A 19,709-nucleotide genomic window follows, 5' to 3' on the forward strand; every position below is an offset into this window, starting at 1 on the left:
GGAGCCCGCAAGGGTGACCACGTACCTTTTGTATAATGGGTCAGCGACTTAGTGTGACGAGCAAGCTTAAACCGCTAGGTGTAGGCGCAGCGAAAGCGAGTCTGAACAGGGCGTTCAGTTCGTCGCATTAGACCCGAAACCGAGTGATCTAGCCATGAGCAGGTTGAAGGTAAGGTAACACTTACTGGAGGACCGAACCCATAACTGTTGCAATAGTTCGGGATGACTTGTGGCTAGGGGTGAAAGGCCAATCAAACTCGGAAATAGCTGGTTCTCCGCGAAATCTATTTAGGTAGAGCGTCGACCGAATACCCCAGGGGGTAGAGCACTGGATGGGCTAGGGGTCCTCACCGGATTACCAAACCTAACCAAACTCCGAATACCTGGGAGTACTAGTCGGCAGACACACGGCGGGTGCTAACGTCCGTCGTGAAAAGGGAAACAACCCTGACCTACAGCTAAGGTCCCCAAGTTATGGCTAAGTGGGAAAGGATGTGAGGATCCCAAAACAACCAGGATGTTGGCTTAGAAGCAGCCATCATTTAAAGAAAGCGTAACAGCTCACTGGTCTAAATAAGGGTCTTTGCGCCGAAAATGTAACGGGGCTAAAGCCATACACCGAAGCTTAGGGTTCGTAGCAATACGAGCGGTAGCGGAGCGTTCTGTAAGCTGATGAAGCCATACCCGTGAGGGGTGGTGGAGGTATCAGAAGTGCGAATGCTGACATGAGTAACGTAAGGGGAGTGAGAGACTCCCCCGCCGAAAGACCAAGGGTTCCTGCTTAAAGCTAATCTGAGCAGGGTTAGCCGGCCCCTAAGACGAGGCGGAAACGCGTAGTCGATGGGAACCACGTTAATATTCGTGGGCTTGGAGGTAGTGACGGATCATTGAGGTAGTCCAATCTTATCGGATTGAACGGGCTGCTGCGTGGTTCCAGGAAATAGCTCCTCCTTATAAACCGTACCCGAAACCGACACTGGTGGTCTGGTAGAGTATACCAAGGCGCTTGAGAGAACTATGCTGAAGGAACTCGGCAAATTGCACGCGTAACTTCGGAAGAAGCGTGACCCTTTTCTACGCAAGTAGAGGAGGGTGGCACAGACCAGGGGGTAGCGACTGTTTATCAAAAACACAGGGCTCTGCGAAGTCGCAAGACGACGTATAGGGTCTGACGCCTGCCCGGTGCTGGAAGGTTAAGAGGAGGGGTGCAAGCTCTGAATCGAAGCCCCAGTAAACGGCGGCCGTAACTATAACGGTCCTAAGGTAGCGAAATTCCTTGTCGGGTAAGTTCCGACCTGCACGAATGGCGTAACGACTTCCCCGCTGTCTCCAGCATAGACTCAGTGAAATTGAATTCCCCGTGAAGATGCGGGGTTCCTGCGGTTAGACGGAAAGACCCCGTGCACCTTTACTATAGCTTTACATTGGCATTCGTAGTGGCATGTGTAGGATAGGTGGTAGGCTTTGAAACCTGGGCGCCAGCTCAGGTGGAGCCACCCTTGAAATACCACCCTTATTACTATGGATGTCTAACCGCGGCCCGTTATCCGGGTCCGGGACAATGTATGGTGGGTAGTTTGACTGGGGCGGTCGCCTCCTAAAGAGTAACGGAGGCGCGCGATGGTGGGCTCAGAACGGTCGGAAATCGTTCGCTGAGTGCAATGGCATAAGCCTGCCTGACTGCGAGACTGACAAGTCGAGCAGAGACGAAAGTCGGTCATAGTGATCCGGTGGTCCCGCGTGGAAGGGCCATCGCTCAACGGATAAAAGGTACGCCGGGGATAACAGGCTGATGACCCCCAAGAGTCCATATCGACGGGGTTGTTTGGCACCTCGATGTCGACTCATCGCATCCTGGGGCTGGAGCAGGTCCCAAGGGTATGGCTGTTCGCCATTTAAAGCGGTACGTGAGTTGGGTTCAGAACGTCGTGAGACAGTTCGGTCCCTATCTGCCGTGGGTGTAGGAATATTGAAAGGATCTGTCCCTAGTACGAGAGGACCGGGATGGACGGATCTCTGGTGGACCTGTTGTGGCGCCAGCCGCATAGCAGGGTAGCTATATCCGGACGGGATAACCGCTGAAGGCATCTAAGCGGGAAACCCACCTTAAAACGAGTATTCCCTGAGAACCGTGGAAGACGACCACGTTGATAGGCCGGGTGTGGAAGAGCGGCAACGCTTGAAGCTTACCGGTACTAATAGTTCGATCGGCTTGATCGTTCTCATTCCTTATGCTCATCGTGAAACACGATGATCTGACCAGCGCTCACGCATGAGCGGCCCTTACGGGCCTATGCTCCGCGAGGGCGCCGGAAAACCGGCGACGCGCAGTCGCGCTTGCGGGCTTGCGCCCGAAAGCCACAAACGTCGCCTTGGCACAGAAAACAGCTTCTCGAATAACGTGCGTTTTGCCGACCTGGTGGTTATGGCGGAGCGGCTGCACCCGATCCCATTCCGAACTCGGCCGTGAAACGCTCCAGCGCTGATGGTACTTCGTCTCAAGACGCGGGAGAGTAGGTCGCTGCCAGGTCTGCTAAACGCACGTTTTATGTGTCACATCGTACTTTCCAAAAATCGAAGCCGATTTTTGGGGCGACGTGATGAAATCTTCTCTCTACGAACAAGGCCCGCCAACGGGAAACACGGGCCGCGTAAGCGGCCCTTTCATTTGGTGAGCCATCTACCTATTTGTAGGCCATCCTATTCGTAGGTGTGCGCTTACGTCCAAAGCAAGCAAACGCTTGCTCGGATCAGCAAGCAAGCGCTTGCTTAGTTCGGCAAGAAAACGCTTGCCTAGGTCAGCAAGCAAGCGCTTGCCTAGGGTTGACGCGGGGTGGAGCAGCCCGGTAGCTCGTCAGGCTCATAACCTGAAGGTCACAGGTTCAAATCCTGTCCCCGCAACCAAATACAAAAGAGCCCGCCATCGTGCGGGCTCTTTTGCATTTTGCCGTGGGGCCGGCCGATTTTAACCCGCCATCAGGGGCCCCAAGGAGGCAAAGCCGACGCCGCGGGACAGAAAACTCAAATCCTGCCCCAAAACCAACATCACAAACGGCCCGCCCGGCATCCCGCCGGCGGGCCGTTTTGCTATCCGGATGAACCACAACACCCGAAATCAGCCCGCCTGGCTCACAGCCCGCGGGCCGTTCCCGTCTCGGAAGGCGGCCGCCGCCATCAATCCGCTCCCAGCATCCGGGGGCTCAGCCTCCGCTGACGCGGCCCGGCAAAGCCCAGGCCCAAGCCAGTCCCAAACGCCCGGCCCAACGGCGAAAGCCGAATCAGAGCCACCATCCAAAACCAGGCCCAGACGAATAATGCCGGTCAGGTTCCCTCCCTCCCGCCTTCACCGCGCCTATGACCAGAAAATCGACCCACCATAAAAATCCCAAACCAAGCATCCCCGACGGCGTCGGTAAGGCACGCTTCTCGCCTCGGGCAAGGGCGGAAAGCCGGCCTCAGCCGAGCCCGGCCGATGCCAGTCGCATCAAGGCCTCACGGACACCGACGCGGCGATAGGTTTCGGTGACGAGGCCGTCCCGTCTCAACTCTTGGCGGCGGCGTTCGACAAAGGCGCGTTCCTCGGCGGTCAAATCGTGCTCGCGCTTGCGAAGCCAGTCCTGGTAGGACGAGTCGAGTTCCTTGACCGGCTTGGCCGCCGTTGAAACAGAAGCCGGCCGGCTGTCGGTGTAGCGCGGTCGCAAGGCACTGTTGGGATTGTATTCGGTCCGCTTGTCGTTGCCTGAAATGACGAGGTCGGGATCCGGGACCCGGCCCGACGGACTGTAAACGAATGCCGAGGCAATGCGGTCCAGCGCGGCATCGACCTCCTTCGGCCGATGCACGACATCGCGCGGTGCGCGGTCGGGAACGGCCAGCCTCGTGATACCGCGATCATTGATGGCGTCGAGCACCTCGCGATGATCGCGCGAGGTGATCACCTCACGCCGGGCCGGCCAGAAATCATATGGTGCATGCGCGCCATAACCCTTGCCGATGTGGAAGGCATAGATCTCCGGATAGACCGTGAGTTCGGTGCGGCGGCTTGGCTTGATATCGTAGAAGGAGGTGATGGCGATCTGCAACAGATGGGTGGCACCGATGCCGCCAAGCGCATCGTCGATCACCAGGCCGAACCGGTCATGCGGGTTCCAGTCCGGCAAGGCCTGCGAGATCGAAGCGGGCTTGCCGCCGATCTCGACGTCGAACATATCAGCCTCCAGCAATGTCACGACATGCATTGCGATCTCCGTCGTTTTGCGGCGATTCGTCAGGACGTCATCTGATCAGCAGCGCTTGCACTTGTCAGCCGGCATCCGGCTTGAACCGTTCGAACCGAGGCAAATCAGCCGGGCCCCGCGAGACTCCTTTCCCATCCGCTTCGGCATGGTTAATAGTGTCGATTTCGCGGAGGATCGATCATGGAACAAAGCCGGCTATCGAAGAAGGAGCGGCATGAGCTCATTCTGTCGGAAGTGCGGCGCTCGGCCTCCATCCGTATCTCCAGGCTCGCAACGCGCCTTGGTGTCGCCGGCGAAACGATTCGGCGCGATCTTATCGAGCTTGGCGACGCGGGATTGCTCAACCGGACCTATGGCGGCGCGACGATCTCGCTGGTGACATCCGAGCCTGTGATCGCCGAGCGCAGCCAGACCATGATCGAGGAGCGCGCCCGGATCGGGCGTGGCGTAGCCGGGCTGGTTGAGAAAGGCCAGATCGTGATGATCGACGGCGGCTCGACGACTTATGAGGCGGCGCGCAATCTCTCGCAGCTGAGGCGCGACCTGACCATCATCACCAACTCCATCGGTGTCGCCTCGGTGGCCGGCGCCAATCCAACCTTCCGGGTTATCCTGTGCCCCGGCACCTATGACAGCCGCGAAGCCAGCGTGCTCGGCGAGGACACTGTGGAATTCGTCAGGCGCTACAATGCCGATGTTGCGATCATCGGCGCCTCAAGCCTGTCCGTGGATGGGCCCAGCGACATGATCTCGGGGGCGGCCGCCGTGAAACGAGCAATGATTGCACGAGCGCTGTCGACAGCGCTTGTGGTGACCCATGACAAGTTCGGCCGCAACAGCCTCGAACGCGTCTGCGCAATCGGCGAGCTTTCCGACATCGTCACCGATCGTGAGCCGCAGCCGGCGCTGCGCGCCGTCATCGAAGCAGCTGGGACGGAACTCCACGTCCTGGGCGGCGGCTGAACGGGGCCGCCCCGCTATCTATGCGTCGCCAGCCATTTTGGCTCGCAGCCAGGCCGTGATCGCATCGAAGTCGATCGGTTTCGTGGTGTCGACGTTGAAGAGCGGCCCGCGCCGCAACGGCTCGGCGCGCTTGGCGAGCTCGATCAGTTCGGGAATATAGGCGGCACCGGGATGGCCGGCGGGGCGCTGGTCGAGTCGGGCGCCGTATCGCTCGGCAAGCACTTCGCCTGGCGCGTGGCACCATACTTCAACGGTCTGCCCGACACCGGCTTTTCGCAGATGATCCTCCAGAACCTCGCGTGGCTGGAAGCCGAACCAGGCGTCGACGATTACGGTGGTCCCGGCGGGAGCTTCGCCGACGACGGACCAGATCGCCTGATAGCTGGCGCGACCGAGCGTGCGGTTGAACAGGCGGTCGCCGCCGCCGAGCACTTCGAGGAACGGGTTCTTGATCGTGTCGAGCGCCAGCAAGGGCCAGCCCATGCGATCGGCGATGCCGCGCGAGACGGTGCTCTTGCCGCTGGCGGGGATTCCGTTGACGAGCACCGCGCGCTTGATCTGGCCGGACAGGGCCGAGGGGGCAACCGAAACGGCATGCGGCTCCCCCGCCAGGGCCTGCAGGCCGGCTCCGATCACACCGGCGTCATCACCGAGCTGCGCGGGTTCGACCTGGCATTGATACCAGGGCGCCAGCGCCGGTGCGCGGCCGAGCGCTAGGTGCGCCGCCCGGCCGAGGCCGCCGCCAAGCAGCACCAGGTCGGGATCAAGCACCGCAACGGCGGTGTCGATGGCGGCGCGCAGCGGCCTCGCCCAGGCATCCAGTACGCCGCGCGCATTGGTGTCGCCCACCGTATCGCGGGCAAAGAGCTGATCGACCGAAATGCCGGGGCCGAGCCCGGCGCGTGCAATGTGACGGCCGAGCGCCGTGCCCGAACTGGTGGTCTCGACGCAGCCGCGGCGGCCGCAGGCGCAGACCTCGCCATCGACGTCGACAGTGATGTGGCCAAGCTGCCCTGCCGTTGCCGAGCCACGCGTGATCCGCCGATCCTGGGCGACAGCGCCGCCAATGCCGGTGCCGATAGTGAACATGACAATGTTGCCGTGACCACGCCCGGCGCCGAGCGCCATCTCGGCGGCCAGCGCCATGTTGCAGTCATTGTCGATGACGACAGGCTTGCCCGTCATGTCTTCCAGGCGCCGCGCCAGTGCAACCGAGGCGAGGTTGACATAGCCGCCTGACAGGACCGCGCCGCGCCGCGCATCGACGCGGCCGGGAACACCGACGCCGATGGCCTTCACATCAGGCGTGTCGAGAAGGCGCACCATGTCGGCGATGCGGCCGAGCACCAGCTCGGGGTCGGGCGCGCTCTTTTCGGAAACGCGCTTGAGGATCTCACCGGTCTCGGCGATGCGGGCGGCACGCAGATTGGTGCCGCCGATGTCGATTCCTATGCTGAGAGGCATGGCGTCCTGCATTTGTTTTCACGCAATTCCGGACGCAAACCGCTTCACACTTTTGCTGGAGTAGCTCTAGTCCAAATTCGACTATCAGGCAGCGGCTTTTTGCCGGTAGTGCCCGATCACGGCCTGGATCTCACGCAATCGCGGCACCGCGATGGTCTTGAGCCTTTCGCGCTGGATGTCACGGTCGAGCGAGATGCAGTCCTTCCAAAGCGAGCGGCCGGCGATGACGCCCGAGGCGCCGTTCTGCATGGCGATCTCGACCTGGCCGAGGAAGGTGGCGTGGTTGACGCCGGCCGAAAGCACGGCCCAAGGCACCTCACCGGCCATTTTGGTGATGTTGGCGCAAGCTTGCGGCGTTCCGGGGTAGGGAAGCTTCAGCACCTTGGCGCCGCAGTCGAGCGAAATCCTGGTGCCTTCCTCGACCAGCCACGGCGTCTTGGCCGCATAGTCCTCGGGGCTTTCGCCGTCGAGCTGATAGGTCAGGAACTCGACGACCAGCAGCAGGTCTTCCTGCCCGAAATCGGCGATGCACTGGCGCAGGATGGCGATGTTGTGCTCGTTGGCTTCAGGCTTGTCGGCCCGCAGATACACCATGATCTTGCCGCCAGTGCCGCCGAGTGCGCGGACACGGCGCGCGTCGATGCCGGGAACCAGGCGCGACAGACGGTAACCCTCGGGCGAGACGTCGAAACCGGAAGCGTCGAGGCCGATGAGCAGCGCCGTGTCGCGGTTCAGCACACCCTCGTCGACAATGCGCGGCACCGCGCAGAGCGGGTCGAGCAGCACGCAGGATGCGGCACTGGCGAGGTAGCGCGTGATATCCGCCTTGGTGTCGCCAAGCATGTCGTTGGTGATCCTGGCCTGTTCGGCCGGGTCGGACGCCAGCAAGGTCCGCATGCCGCCGCGCTGGTCGCAGGCTATGGCCACCATGGCCCCGTCCTTGCCGCATATCTGCTGATAGCCGCGCAGTTCCGCGGTGGTCATCTTCGTCATGGTCTCAATCCGATGTTGGCGCTCTCTCACGAAGGGCGCGGATCCGTGAAAACAAGAATGTTCGGTTCTGCCCGCCTTGCCGGCAGGCAGGGAGATTTTGCCGAGGTGCTGCGCCATCCGCCCTCGCGAACGACGCCTCGCCGGCCTTGTGACCAGGGATCGGCGGCAAGTTGCGAGTTGGCTGGATTTGCGCGATAACTCCCGTCGGCGTATGTGTGTGTAACACGTTGCTGAAAGGAATTGCAAGCTGTCTGTTTCTCCCATCCAGGATGCCACCCCATCGCGGACGATGCTGCACACGGTGGCCAAGCTGCATTACGTGGAGGAGATGTCGCAGGTCGACATCGCCCGGCAGCTCGGTGTCTCCACCGCGACGATTTCGCGTCTGCTGCAGCGGGCGCGGGCCGAGGGTATTGTCCGCATCGAGGTTCTCGACCTTGCGACACCGGAGGACATCACAAGGCAGCTGGTCGACGGCTTGAAATTGCGGGATGCCGCGGTGGTGGAGACGCCGGCGGCGGGTACGCTGGCGGCGCTCGCGGCGCCGCTTGGCGGTCTGCTCAGGCAGGCGCAACTGGTGGCGGGCTCCGTCGTCGCCATCGGCTGGGGACGCGCGGTGCGCGAGGTCATCCGGGCCGGCCTGCCGCGCATGCCGGGCGTGCTGACCGTGGCCGCCACCGGCGGCATGCAGCAGCAGGCGGCGCATTTTCAGGTCAACGAATTCGTGCGACTCGCCGCCGAGGAGTTCGGCGGCACACCGCATTTCATCCATGCGCCTTATCTGCCGTCTACCGAATTGCGAGAGGTCTTCCTGCGCGACACTGCCATTCGCGATGCCGTCGCTTTGTGGGAGAGGACCGATGTCGCGATCGTTGGCATCGGCTTGCCGCACGCCATCAATGCCCCGGAGGCAAGTGCCGCCACGCCCAGTGAGCAGGCGCTCGTTCATGCGGCCGGCGACGTGCTTCGCCATTATTTTGATGCCGAGGGCACGCTGATCGCTTGGGAAGGGGAGAGCCGGATGATCGCAATGTCGCCGGCGCAGCTGCGAGCCGTGCCGCTGGTCATCGGCGTTGCCGCATCGCCGGAGAAGGCGACGGCGATCATTGCCGCCGTTCGCGCCGGACTCATCAACACGCTGGTGACGGATACCAAGACCGCGCAGGCCATTCTGGCCACCCTCTCGCAGACATAGACCGGCGGCAATAGCGCGTTGACGCTGCCCTTCTGGAGGTGGCTCCAGGGCGCTGCCGCGAAATAGGTTGTGTCGCCGAAGGCGCGGAGCAATAGTTGGCTGGGGCTCCACGGAGCGGTCAGATGTTGGACTGTGTGAATATCCCGGCGCTGCAAGCTCGGAAAAACCGGATTGCAATTTATTTCTGCAAAGTGTTACAAGTTCGAACGCCCGCTGGCAAAGCGTGGCGCGGGGCACAGTTTGCCGGATCTCTCGGAGGCAGAGGGACGGGGCTGTGGCCCAGTGCGCCGGTCGGCTGACCGGCCGACATGTTGACTGGAGGGCGCTTGGGAGGAGCTGCCCGCGAAAGGCAAACAGGCGTTCACGGCCGTTGGCATCCGTCTCTGCACGGATGACGGCCATTCCAATGTCACTCGCAACGGCAGATCTGCCAATAATGAGGAGGATGTCATGAAGAAGATCGTTGCCGCGCTCGCGGCGCTCGCCGTCAGCGCGACGGTGTTGATCGCGCCCGCGCAGGCGCAGGACAAGAAATACACCATCGCGCTCATTCCGGGCCTCACCACCGACGGCTTCTACATCACCATGCGCAAGGGTGCCCAGGCAGCGGCTGACGCGCTCGGCGTGAACCTGGTTTTCCAGGGAGCTTCGGACTTCAACCCGGTCACACAGGTGCCGGTGCTTGACGCGGTCATCGCCAAGAAGCCGGACGCGATCCTGATCGCGCCGACCGACAAGGTCCAGTTGGTCGAGCCGTTGCGCAAGGCCAATGATGCCGGCATTCCGGTCATCACCGTCGACACCTTCATCGGCAGCGGTGTCTACCAGACCGGTGCCGGCGATGCCGATTTCCCGCTGTCCTACATCGCCTCGGACAATGTTCTCGGCGGCGAGATCGCGGCGCGCGCGCTGGCAACCGCCATTGGCGACAAGGGCAAGGTCTATGTCTCGAACGTCAAGCCTGGCGTCTCGACCACCGACCAGCGCGAGGAGGGCTTCAAGAAGGAGATGGCAAATCATCCCGGCATCACCGTGCTGGAGACCCAGTTCAATGACGACGACGCCAACAAGGCGGCTTCGCAGCTGCAGGCGGTGTTCGCGCGCAATCCCGACCTGGTCGGCGTGTTCGGCGCCAATCTGTTCTCGGCGCTGGGTGCGGCCAATGGCGTCAAGCAGGCCGGCCAGACAGGCACCGTCAAGGTGGTTGCCTTCGATGCTCCGACCAGCATCGTCGACAACATCAACACCGGCCTGGTCGACGTGGCGATTGCCCAGCATCCCGCCGAGATCGGTTATTATGGCGTTGTCTCAGCCTACGCCCACCTGACCGGCCACTCGATCCCGGTCACGATCGGCACCGGCTTCACGATCATGAACAAGTCCAACATCGCGGACCCGAACATCTCGAAGTATCTCTACTCCGAGTAAGTCCAGACGTGCTTGGCTCCTCCCGCTCAACGGGAGGAGCCTGTGCCGGTCCTCGCCAGAGGCGGGACCTGTTTGAAGGCAGCCGCACCGCGGAGTATCCATGACCTCGACATCACCAGCCCAACCGGCCGAGAAGCATGTCGCCCCTCAGGCCGACCACGGCGATCCGGCCAGAAGCCTGATCGGACGTATCGCCGAAGCGCGCGCCTGGCTGTTCCTCGCCGGCCTGATCGTCTGTTTCGAGATCTGGTCGAGGCTCGCCTTCGGTGTGACCTTCGTCCTCAATCCGTTCAACCTGCAGTCCATCGCGATATTCGCCGTGGCGCCGCTGCTGCTGGCGACCGGGCAGACCTTTGTCATCATTTCGGGCGGTATCGACCTGTCGCTCGGCTTCATCATGGGGCTTGCCGCCGTCGTCGCCGCGCACGCCACCAACATGGCGGGTGCTGCCATCCCCTTGCCGCTGGCCATGCTGGCGGGCATCCTCGCCGCGGTCATCGTTGCCGGCGTGCCCGGCGTCATCAACGGCCTGCTCATCTCGCGCCTCAGGGTGCCGCCCTTCATCGGCACGCTCGGCATGTTCGGCGTCGCGCGCGGTGCTGCGTTCCTGCTTGCCGGCGGCACGACCGTGCCGGTGCAGAATTCCTGGTTCGCGCTGCTCGGCAACGGCAAGGTCCTTGGCGTGCCCTATCTGGTGCTGATCACCGCTATCTTCGTCGTCGTGATGCACTATCTGCTCAGCCAGACCCGGTTCGGGCAGCACAATTATGCCATCGGCGCCAATGTGCAGGCGGCGCGTCGCTCCGGTATCGATATCAGGGGCCACATACTGCGGCTCTATGTGCTGTCGGCAATGTGTGCCGGCCTTGGCGGCGCGCTCTATGCCGCGCGCTTCACGGCGGGCGCGGCGCAAGCCGGCGAGCCCTTGCTGCTCGACAGCGTCGCTGCGGTGGTGATCGGCGGCGCCAGCCTGTTCGGCGGTTCCGGCACCATCTTCGGCACGGTCGCCGGCGCGCTGGTAATCGCGGTCATCCAGTACGGGCTGGTCTTCGTCAATGTCGAGCCGTTCTGGCAGTTCATCGCCGTCGGCGTCGTCATCATCATTTCCGTCCTTATCGACCAGGCGCAACGCCGGTTCAGTGGAGCCCGTCAGGATGAATAGCAGCAACCAGACCACGCCCCTGCTGGAGGTTCGAAACCTGTCCAAGCACTTCGGCGCCGTGCGCGCGCTCAACGACTTCTCCATGGCCGTGCGGCCGGGCGAAGTGGTGGCGCTGGCCGGTGACAACGGTGCCGGCAAGACGACGCTGATCAAGGCGATATCGGGGGTGTTCCAGCCGACGGGCGGCGAAATCCTGCTCAGGGGCCAGCCGGTGACGTTCGCGACGCCGCAGGAGGCGCGCGAAAAGGGCATCGAGACGATCTACCAGGATCTCGCGCTCGCTGACAATCTGTCGATCGGCGCCAACATATTCCTCGGCCGCGAACCGATGCGCAAGGCGTTCGGCTTCCTGCCGGTGCTAGACCGCAAGGCCATGGCCGAGGCGGCCAAGGCGACGATGGGCCGGCTGGACTTCCATGTCAGCCGGCTCGAGGCCCCGGTCAGCAACTTCTCCGGTGGGCAGCGCCAAGCCGTCGCCATCGGCCGCGCCGTCTACTGGGATGCACAGATCCTGATCATGGACGAGCCAACCGCCGCGCTTGGCGTGCCGGAGCAGCGCAAGGTCATTTCGCTGATCCACCAGCTCAAGGCGCAAGGGCGCGGCGTGATCTTCATCTCGCATAATCTACAAGACATCTTTGCGGTCTCGGACCGCATCGTCGTGCTGCGGCGCGGCGTCCAGGCCGGCGAGCGCAAGATCTCCGAGACCAATCATGACGAGGTCGTCAAGCTGATGGTCGGCGGCTAAGGTGGATTGATATTCAGCCGGCCTGTAAACGCTCGGCCTGACCTGAATCCCAACACAACTTAGACACTGAATTGCTTAGGCGGCATCGCGGTTGGTCAATGCGATGTGGCAGCAGCCGGAGCCGTGGCCGGGCGTCCAGGTGACGTTGTCGAAGCGCACGCCGGTCGCCTCGAACAGGCCACGGTCGAAGGCGCCGGCGATACGGCAGAGCGTGGCGAGCTTTTCATCGCCAACGCCGGCCTCGACCCAGGCATCCTTCAGCGGGCAGCGTTTGACCTTGAAGGCGATGCGGTCATCGCCGCGCTCGACATCGGTCGGATACATCAGGCCGCTATCCGGGCTGACGGCCAGGAAGGCCTCGCCGATGGCGCGCGCGTCGTTGGCGCCGAAGCTGGCGAAGGCAGCCGCGGCCACTTCCTTGCCACGCTGTTCGATGGCGCGGACCATGATTGCCTCCGCCTTCTCGGTGCCCAACTCCCCGGTCAGTTCGTCGAGAAAGAGGCGGTAGAGATCGGCGCGGTTGCGGAAGGCGGAATCGAGTTCGCGCGACAGTTTCTCGGCTCTGGCTTCTGGGTCGGTCATGATGCGTCCTGTGTGGTTCTTTTGAGCCTTGGCGCAGCTGCCACCAACGCCTTGCCAATGGCCGATTGCGGTGCGTCGATGACGGCACGGGCGTCGCCGCTCTCGGCAATCCGCCCGGCATCGAGCAGGATGACACGATGGGCGACGGCGCGGACGACGCCGAGATCATGGGAAATGAAGAGATAGGCGATCCGTTCCTGCCTTTGCAGGTCGAGCAACAGATCGAGGATCTGTCCGCGCACCGAGACGTCGAGCGCCGAAACCGCTTCGTCAAGCACGATCAAAGACGGTTTCGTGGCGATGGCCCGGGCGATGGCGACGCGCTGCCGCTGGCCCCCGGAAATTTCATGGACGGCGCGCGGCGCCAGATCGGCCGTCAGCCCGACGCGCTCGAGCAAGGCAGCAATGCGGCGCGGGCGTTCAGTGCGAGAGGCAATACCATGGATGCGCAAGGGATCGTCGAGCACGCGCGCCACCGTGGCGCGCGGATTGAAGGCGGCAAGCGGATCCTGGAACACCATTTGCAAGCGAGCGCGGCGTGCTCTGAGCGCAGCGCCACTCAAGGCCAGGAAATCATCGCCTTCGAATTCGATGCGACCGGCGTCCGGTTCGATCAGGCGCAGCACCAGCCGCGCGATCGTCGACTTGCCGCTGCCGGAGGGGCCGGCCAATGCCAGCGTTTCGCCGGGCTCGATATGAAAAGAGACATCGTCGGCCGCAGTGACGGTCTTGCCGCCTCGACGGTAGCGTTTGGTGAGGTTGGAAACTGTGAGTAGGCTCATGCGTTGAGACCGCTTCGGTTCAGCAGCGGTTCGGCGTCGAGGCCGATATGGGCGTCGAGCAGCGCGCGGGTGTAGGGCTGGGCCGGCGCGCCGACAATCCGCGCCGCCGTGCCAAGCTCGACCAGCTGGCCGTGGCGGAAGACGGCGATGCGCTCGGCGAGATCTGCCGCCAGCGCGATGTCGTGGCTGATGAACAGCAGCGTCATGCCATCCTCGGCCACTAGCCTGCGGATCAAGCCGACGATCTCGGCCTGCACGATGGTGTCGAGCGCGCTGGTCGCTTCGTCGGCGATCAGCAGTTTCGGTCCGGCAGCGATCGCGGCGGCAATCGCCACGCGCTGCTTCTGGCCGCCGGAGAGTTGATGCGGAAAGGCATGCAGGGCCGAGTCCGGGTCGGGCAGGTGGACGCGCTGGAGCAAGGTCTTTGCCTTCGCGTATGCCTGAGGCCAGGTAAGGCCGAGATGAGTGCGGGCGACTTCGCCGATCTGTTTGCCGATGGTCATGACGGGGTCGAGGCTGGCGGAAGGGTCCTGCAAGACGAAGCCGATGTCGCGGCCGAGGAGGGGAACTCCACCGCGAAGATGACGAAGTTGGCGCTCTACGGGGCCCAAGATTGGTTGTGTTCGCCAGAACCAATCGATCCGCCCTTCAACCCTGGCGCTCGCCGGCAAAAGCCCCGCAATCGCCAACGCCAGCGTGCTTTTCCCTGAACCGCTTTCGCCGATAATCGCCAGACGCTCGCCAGCCACAATATCGAAGCCAACGCCTTTCAGCGCTGCCACTTCGCGACCGTCGCGGCGGTAGGTCACCGTCAGGTCGCGGATCGAAGCCAGCACCGTCACGACAGGCCTCTCCTGACCGCCGTCGTTTCGACGATGCCTTCGCCGGCCAGATAGACGCCGAGCACTGTGAGCACCAGCGCGATGCCTGGGACGATCGACAGGAAGGGTGCGGTGCGCAGAACCGCGCGGCCTTCGGCGATCATGCCGCCCCAGGTGACAAGGTTGGGATCGCCGAGGCCGAGAAACGACAAGGCCGCCTCGGTGAGGATGGCGGCGGCGACGATCACCGAGGACATCGCCAGCACCGGCGGCAAGGCGTTGGGCAGCACCTCGCGAAAGGCGATTTCGAGCGGGTGCATGCCGATGGCGCGTGCACTGGCGACATAATCGCGTTCGCGAATGGAGAGGACTTCGGCGCGGGCAATTCGAGCCGGTCCGGTCCAGGTGCCGAGCGCTATTGCCACAACGACAATGCCGAGCGACGGCCCGACGACGCTGACGAAGGCCAGCGCGAGCAGGAAGCTGGGTACTGTCTGGAAGGCATCGGTGATGCGCATCAGCACCTCGTCGGCGAGGCCGCCGGCAAAGCCGGCCAGCGTACCTATCACCGCGCCGATGGCGAGTGCCGCCGCCGCCGCTGCTAGGCCGACAGCCAGGGAGGTGCGGGCGCCATGGAAAAGCTCCGCCAGCACGTCGCGGCCGAGCCGGTCGGTGCCGAGTGGCAGCGACCAATCCTGGAAAGGCGGCAGCAGCGCCGGGCCGGCGATGGCTTGCGGGTCACCTGGAAACAGCAGCGGCGCGATGAGCGCCATCGCAATCAGCGCGGCCAGGAGGATGGCGCCGGCGGCGGCCTCGGGCGTGCGCAGAAAGCGGCGCAGCGGGCTCATGCGCCGGCCTCGCCGGCACCGACGCGCGGGTCGAGGAAGGCATAGGCGATGTCGACGAGAAGGTTGATGATGATGACCAGGACGGCGCTGGTGAGGATGATGCCGAGCAGCAGGGGCGTGTCGCGCGAAGCCACCGCTTCCTGCGCCAGCCGGCCGAGGCCGGGCACGGAGAAGACGCTCTCGATAACGACGCTGCCACCGAGCATCTGCGCCGATTGCAGACCAAGCATGGTGACCAGTGGCAGCAGCGCGTTGCGGGCGACGTGGGCGAGCACGAGGCGGCGACGCGAAAGCCCCCTGGCGCGGGCGGCCAGCACGAAATCCTGGCGCCAGGCCTCGGCCATGCCGGCGCGCATCATGCGCAGGTAGAGCGCCAGATAGATGAAGCCAAGGGCGCAAACCGGCAGGACGAGATGGACGGCGATGTCGGCGGCGCGGTCGAGACCGGTCTTGTCGGAGGCGAGGGTCTCGATGCCGCCGATCGGCAGCCAGCGCAGGTCGACGGCAAAGATCACGATCAGCACCAGGCCGAGCCAGAAACCCGGCACGGCATAGAGCGCCAGCGAGCCGATCGACAGGAAGCGGTCGCGGAAACTGCCGGGGCGGGCGCCGGCATAGATGCCGAGTGCCGAGCCGAGGCCGAAGGACAGCGCGGTGGCGCTGACCATCAGCAACAGCGTGTTGGGCAGGCGCTCGAGGACGACATCCCGGATCGGCCTGGAGAAGGTCACCGACTGGCCGAGATCCAGATGCAGCAGCGCCCAGAGGTAGTTGGCCAGCCGCGTCAGTTCCGACTGGTCGAGGCCCCAGCGATGGCGCAGCAATTCGATCATGCCGGCGTCGCCGCCGGTCGAGACGATGTAGGCGTCGACCGCGTCGCCGGGTGCGGCCTCGAGCAAGAGGAAGGTGCTGATGACGACGATTAGCAGCACGAAGATGCTGCCGAGGAGGCGGCGGCGGATGAGGGTGAGGGCGCGGTTCATTGTCGCCTTACCCTCCCCCTCGTGGGGAGGGCCGATCCGCGAAGCGGAGCGGGGTGTGGGTCTTCAGGTTTGCGCCAATACCCCCACCCCGACGACTGGCTGCCGCTTCGCAGCATCCACTCGTCGACCCTCCCCACAAGGGGGAGGGTGAGGTTGGCGCTGTCCGGCAGGACAGGGGGGCGCGAAGGAACTCTCATTCTCGAACCTGAGCACCCGGATTTGCGATGCGCAAGCCTGCAGAGAACGCTAGCCAGCCAGATATGTGTCCGCCCAGTTCGAGACAGCCCAGCGCGGATTGTTGGCGATGTTGCCCACCGTGTCGCGCGCGACGCTGATGAAACTCCATTCGGCGACGTTGATCAGCGGCAGGTCGGCCGCCACCTCCTTCTGGAACTCCTTGTAGAGGTCGGTGCGGGCCGTGGTGTCGAGCGTTTCCGAGGCCTTGGTGATCAGCGCGTCGAGCGCATCGTTCTTGTAGCCACCCTGGTTGGAGAACGGCACGCCGTCGGGAATGCCGCTCTGCACCAGGATGGTGGTCGAGATCGCCGGGTCGCCGCGGAATACGGGCGGGCCGACGGCGAGGTCGAAGGCGTGGTCGGTGTAGACCGCCTTGATGTGCGCGGCGGAGTCGTTATTGACCAGCTGCGCGTCGATACCGATGGCTGCCAGCGCCTGGCGCAGATAGTCGCCGAACTGCTTGGTCTCGTTGAAATAGGGCGCCGGCAAAAGTTTCAGCGTGAAGCGCTTGCCGTCCGGGCCTTTCTTGTAGCCAGCTTCGTCGAGCAGCGCGTTGGCCTTGGCAACGTCGAAGGCATAGATCGGCACATCGGCGGTGTAGAATTGCGGATCGTTCTTGGGCACCGGGCCGGTGGCTGTCGCGGCATAGCCGAGGAACACCGTCTTGACGACGAAATCCTTGTCGATGGCATGCGCGATGGCCTGGCGCACTTTCAGATCGGCCAGTTCCTTGCGGCGATGGTTGATCTCGACGACGAGTTGATAGGTCAGCCCCTCATAGCCCTTGGAGATCACCTTCAGGCCCGGCACCTTGGAGATGCGGTCGAGGTCGGCCAGCGGCACTGCGGAAAAGGCAGCGAGCTGGATCTCTTCGGCTTCGAGCGCGCTCGCCGCTGACGTCCGGTCGGGCAGAACCTGGTAGATGATCTCGTCGAGATAGGGCTCGTCCTTGCCCCAGTAATCGGTGTTCTTGATCAGCCTGTAATACTGGCCGGCCTTGTACTCGCCGAACTTGAATGGGCCGGTGCCGATGGGGGCAGTGTTGGCCGGGTTGTCCTCGATCCTGCCGACTTCGTAGACGTGTTTCGGCACGACGCTCGACAGCGCTGGCAGCGCGTTGCGGATCAGCTGGAACGGCGTCGGCTTGGCGAATTTGAAGACGGCGGTGAAATCGTCCGGAGTGTCGACGGCCGCAAGGTCCTTGAACACGGTGCGGCCGAGATTCTGCAGCGGCTTCCAGATCTGCAGCGCCGAGAAGGCGACGTCGGCAGCGGTGAACGGCTTGCCGTCATGCCATTTGACGCCTTCGCGCAGTTTGAACGTCACTGAAAGTCCATCGGCGGAACCTTCCCAGCTCAGCGCCAGGCGTGGCGCGAGCCCGTCCTTGCCATCGAAGGAGGCTTCGGCCAGCGTTTCGACGATCTTGCTGGAGATGAAGAAGACGCCGTTCGAGGCGACGATCGCCGGGTTGAGGTTGCGCGGTTCGGAGTCCGCGGCCAATACCAGCCGTCCACCCTTCTTCGGCGTCTGCGCCCAGCCCAATGTCGGCATGGCCGTGGAAGCCAGAAGCATCGCCGAGCCGGCAAGCATCGTGCGTCTGGAAATCGTGGAACCTGGCATGATCGAACTCCGTCCTCTCCGCGACCCGACCGGGCGCGACAACACCCCTCGGATGCCGGCATCGGCATCCTTGCGGCGGCGATTATGAGCCTTGCCGAGGGTTTCGCCAGAGACGGAATTGGCGCATCCTTGCTTGGCTTTGAAATTTTCGTCCGCTGGACCAGTTTGAGAGAACGGGGTCAAGTCAAACGATCTGGTAGGACCAGATTTGGCGCATATGCGACAGATGACGAGTTGGTGACCGTTCAGAAGCGCCGGTCGCGTATTTCTGGCTAGACCAGAGTGGGCAAAATGGTGCAGATTTGATCCACCGCCAAGGGATATGGGCGAAACAGCATCGATCCCAGGCAAATTCAGGGAGAGAGACATGAACATTGCGCCGGGCAAGAATGCCGTCAGCAATATCCCTTTTGACCAGGCGAGGGTCGACCGGCTGATGGAGGAGGCCGGCATCGATGTGCTGCTCGCAACTTCCAAGCACAACACGCAGTACCTGCTGGGCGGCTACAAGTTCATCTTCTTCGCTGCCATGGATGCGATCGGCCACAGCCGTTACCTGCCCATCGTCGTCTACGAAAAGGGCGGCCCGGATCACGCCGCCTATATCGGCAACCGCATGGAGGGCGGCGAGCACCAGAACAACCCGTTCTGGACGCCGACGCTGCATGCCGCCTGTTGGGGCACGCTGGATGCCGCGAACCTGGCTGTCGAGCATGTCAGGAAGATCGGCAAGGATGGGGCGCGCATCGGCATCGAGCCGGGCTTCCTGCCGTCGGACGCCTATGCGCTGATCCGCAAGGCGCTGCCCGACGCCAAGCTGATCGATGCGACAACGATGCTGGAGAGCATGCGCGCCATCAAGACCGATGCGGAACTGGAGAAACTGCGCACCGCCTCCGAGCTGATCACCGATTCCATGCTGGCGACCATCGCCTGGGCGCGCGAAGGCACGACCAAGGCCGAGATGATCGAACATCTGCGGCGCGAGGAAACCAATCGCGGCGCGCATTTCGAATATTGCCTGCTGACCCTGGGCTCCAGCCACAACCGCGCGGCATCGCCGCAGGCGTGGAAAAAGGGTGAGGTGCTGTCGATCGATTCCGGTGGCAATTATCACGGCTATATCGGCGACCTCTGCCGTATGGGCATTCTGGGCGAGCCGGATGCCGAGCTGGAGGATCTCCTGGCCGAAGTCGAGACAGTGCAGCAGGCCGCCTTCTCGAAGGTGAGGGCGGGCACGCTGGGCGGCGACATGATTTCGCATGCCGAGGGCGTGCTGAAGTCATCGAAGGTCGCGGCCTACACGGATTTCTTCGCGCACGGCATGGGCCTGATCACGCATGAGGCGCCGTTCCTGATGACCAACCACCCGGTGGCCTATGAAGGCACCTACGCGGCCAAGCCGCTGGAGAAGAACATGGTGCTGTCGGTCGAGACGACCATGCTCCACCCGACGCGCGGCTTCATCAAGCTGGAGGATACGCTTGCGGTGACCGAGGCGGGTTATGTGATGTTTGGCGATCGCGGGCGCGGGTGGAACAGGGGTGGGATTTCATAGAACCCAAGATTGGCGCTGCCCCTCATCCGCCTGCCGGCACCTTCTCCCCGTATAGTGACGGGGAGAAGAGGGCAGCCGCGCCCTCGG

General features: G+C 63.2%; 15 protein-coding genes, 1 tRNA gene and 2 rRNA genes (1 of these 18 running past the window's edge). 9 read left to right on the top strand and 9 right to left on the bottom strand.

Going from position 1 to position 19,709, the window contains the following annotated elements:
• The 3 genes from MesoLj_RS09545 to MesoLj_RS09555 form a co-directional block, all read left to right on the top strand.
• Positions 1-2,220: ribosomal RNA gene (locus MesoLj_RS09545) — 23S ribosomal RNA — on the top strand; it begins 578 nt to the left of the window's first position.
• A 195-nt stretch (positions 2,221-2,415) separates the two neighbouring features.
• A 5S ribosomal RNA gene (rrf, locus tag MesoLj_RS09550) occupies positions 2,416-2,530 on the top strand.
• A 297-nt stretch (positions 2,531-2,827) separates the two neighbouring features.
• Positions 2,828-2,904: transfer RNA gene (locus MesoLj_RS09555), tRNA-Met, on the top strand.
• 551 nt (positions 2,905-3,455) lie between these two features.
• Here the strand turns inward: MesoLj_RS09555 and MesoLj_RS09560 are convergent.
• A complete protein-coding gene (locus MesoLj_RS09560) occupies positions 3,456-4,238 on the bottom strand; it encodes a hypothetical protein (protein ID WP_202325842.1) in 783 nt (260 codons plus the stop codon).
• Between the two features lie 180 nt (positions 4,239-4,418).
• Between MesoLj_RS09560 and MesoLj_RS09565 the strand changes: the two genes are divergently transcribed.
• A complete protein-coding gene (locus MesoLj_RS09565; protein WP_202325843.1) occupies positions 4,419-5,201 on the top strand; it encodes a DeoR/GlpR family DNA-binding transcription regulator in 783 nt (260 codons plus the stop codon).
• An 18-nt stretch (positions 5,202-5,219) separates the two neighbouring features.
• Here MesoLj_RS09565 and MesoLj_RS09570 read toward each other — a convergent pair whose 3' ends face one another.
• Together MesoLj_RS09570 and MesoLj_RS09575 are read right to left on the bottom strand one after the other, a co-directional pair.
• Positions 5,220-6,665: an ROK family protein gene (locus tag MesoLj_RS09570; protein WP_244735334.1), complete on the bottom strand. Its 1,446-nt coding sequence runs from the start codon at positions 6,663-6,665 to the stop codon at positions 5,220-5,222.
• An 84-nt stretch (positions 6,666-6,749) separates the two neighbouring features.
• Complete coding sequence (locus tag MesoLj_RS09575; protein ID WP_202325845.1) at positions 6,750-7,658, bottom strand: tagatose-bisphosphate aldolase; 909 nt, start codon at positions 7,656-7,658, stop codon at positions 6,750-6,752.
• 289 nt (positions 7,659-7,947) lie between these two features.
• Between MesoLj_RS09575 and MesoLj_RS09580 the strand changes: the two genes are divergently transcribed.
• The 4 genes from MesoLj_RS09580 to MesoLj_RS09595 all read left to right on the top strand — a co-directional run bounded on the left by MesoLj_RS09580 (position 7,948) and on the right by MesoLj_RS09595 (position 12,191).
• The gene (locus MesoLj_RS09580; protein WP_140772214.1) at positions 7,948-8,853 is read left to right on the top strand and encodes a sugar-binding transcriptional regulator; all 906 of its coding nucleotides are present in this window, start codon (positions 7,948-7,950) and stop codon (positions 8,851-8,853) included.
• Positions 8,854-9,303: 450 nt separating this feature from the next.
• Positions 9,304-10,281 carry an ABC transporter substrate-binding protein gene (locus MesoLj_RS09585; RefSeq protein ID WP_140772212.1) on the top strand — a complete coding sequence of 326 codons (978 nt, stop codon included), beginning with the start codon at positions 9,304-9,306 and terminating at the stop codon, positions 10,279-10,281.
• A gap of 100 nt (positions 10,282-10,381) precedes the next feature.
• Positions 10,382-11,443 (top strand): ABC transporter permease subunit, encoded by a 1,062-nt coding sequence (locus MesoLj_RS09590; RefSeq protein WP_140772210.1) that lies wholly within the window; start codon positions 10,382-10,384, stop codon positions 11,441-11,443.
• Entirely contained in the window at positions 11,436-12,191 is a 756-nt protein-coding gene (locus MesoLj_RS09595) for an ATP-binding cassette domain-containing protein (protein ID WP_027043364.1), read from the top strand. Before MesoLj_RS09590 ends, MesoLj_RS09595 begins: the two co-directional genes overlap by 8 nt.
• A gap of 75 nt (positions 12,192-12,266) precedes the next feature.
• Here the strand turns inward: MesoLj_RS09595 and MesoLj_RS09600 are convergent, their stop codons facing one another.
• From MesoLj_RS09600 to MesoLj_RS09625, 6 genes are all read right to left on the bottom strand, one after another.
• Positions 12,267-12,773: an L-2-amino-thiazoline-4-carboxylic acid hydrolase gene (locus tag MesoLj_RS09600; protein WP_202325846.1), complete on the bottom strand. Its 507-nt coding sequence runs from the start codon at positions 12,771-12,773 to the stop codon at positions 12,267-12,269.
• Complete coding sequence (locus tag MesoLj_RS09605) at positions 12,770-13,555, bottom strand: ABC transporter ATP-binding protein (RefSeq protein WP_140772206.1); 786 nt, start codon at positions 13,553-13,555, stop codon at positions 12,770-12,772. The genes MesoLj_RS09600 and MesoLj_RS09605 overlap by 4 nt, the downstream gene beginning before the upstream one ends.
• Positions 13,552-14,397: an ABC transporter ATP-binding protein gene (locus MesoLj_RS09610; protein ID WP_202325847.1), complete on the bottom strand. Its 846-nt coding sequence runs from the start codon at positions 14,395-14,397 to the stop codon at positions 13,552-13,554. Before MesoLj_RS09610 ends, MesoLj_RS09605 begins: the two co-directional genes overlap by 4 nt.
• Positions 14,394-15,224: an ABC transporter permease gene (locus MesoLj_RS09615; protein WP_202325848.1), complete on the bottom strand. Its 831-nt coding sequence runs from the start codon at positions 15,222-15,224 to the stop codon at positions 14,394-14,396. Before MesoLj_RS09615 ends, MesoLj_RS09610 begins: the two co-directional genes overlap by 4 nt.
• Positions 15,221-16,207: an ABC transporter permease gene (locus MesoLj_RS09620; RefSeq protein ID WP_202325849.1), complete on the bottom strand. Its 987-nt coding sequence runs from the start codon at positions 16,205-16,207 to the stop codon at positions 15,221-15,223. Before MesoLj_RS09620 ends, MesoLj_RS09615 begins: the two co-directional genes overlap by 4 nt.
• 246 nt (positions 16,208-16,453) lie before the next feature.
• Positions 16,454-18,064, bottom strand: a complete 1,611-nt coding sequence (locus MesoLj_RS09625; protein WP_202325850.1) for an ABC transporter substrate-binding protein — start codon at positions 18,062-18,064, stop codon at positions 16,454-16,456.
• 367 nt (positions 18,065-18,431) lie between these two features.
• On the opposite strand from MesoLj_RS09625, the gene MesoLj_RS09630 reads away from it, so the two are divergent.
• Positions 18,432-19,622: a M24 family metallopeptidase gene (locus MesoLj_RS09630; protein WP_202325851.1), complete on the top strand. Its 1,191-nt coding sequence runs from the start codon at positions 18,432-18,434 to the stop codon at positions 19,620-19,622.
• Positions 19,623-19,709: the final 87 nt, after the last annotated feature.

The organism is Mesorhizobium sp. 113-3-9 (genome assembly GCF_016756515.1).
Lineage (GTDB): Bacteria > Pseudomonadota > Alphaproteobacteria > Rhizobiales > Rhizobiaceae > Mesorhizobium.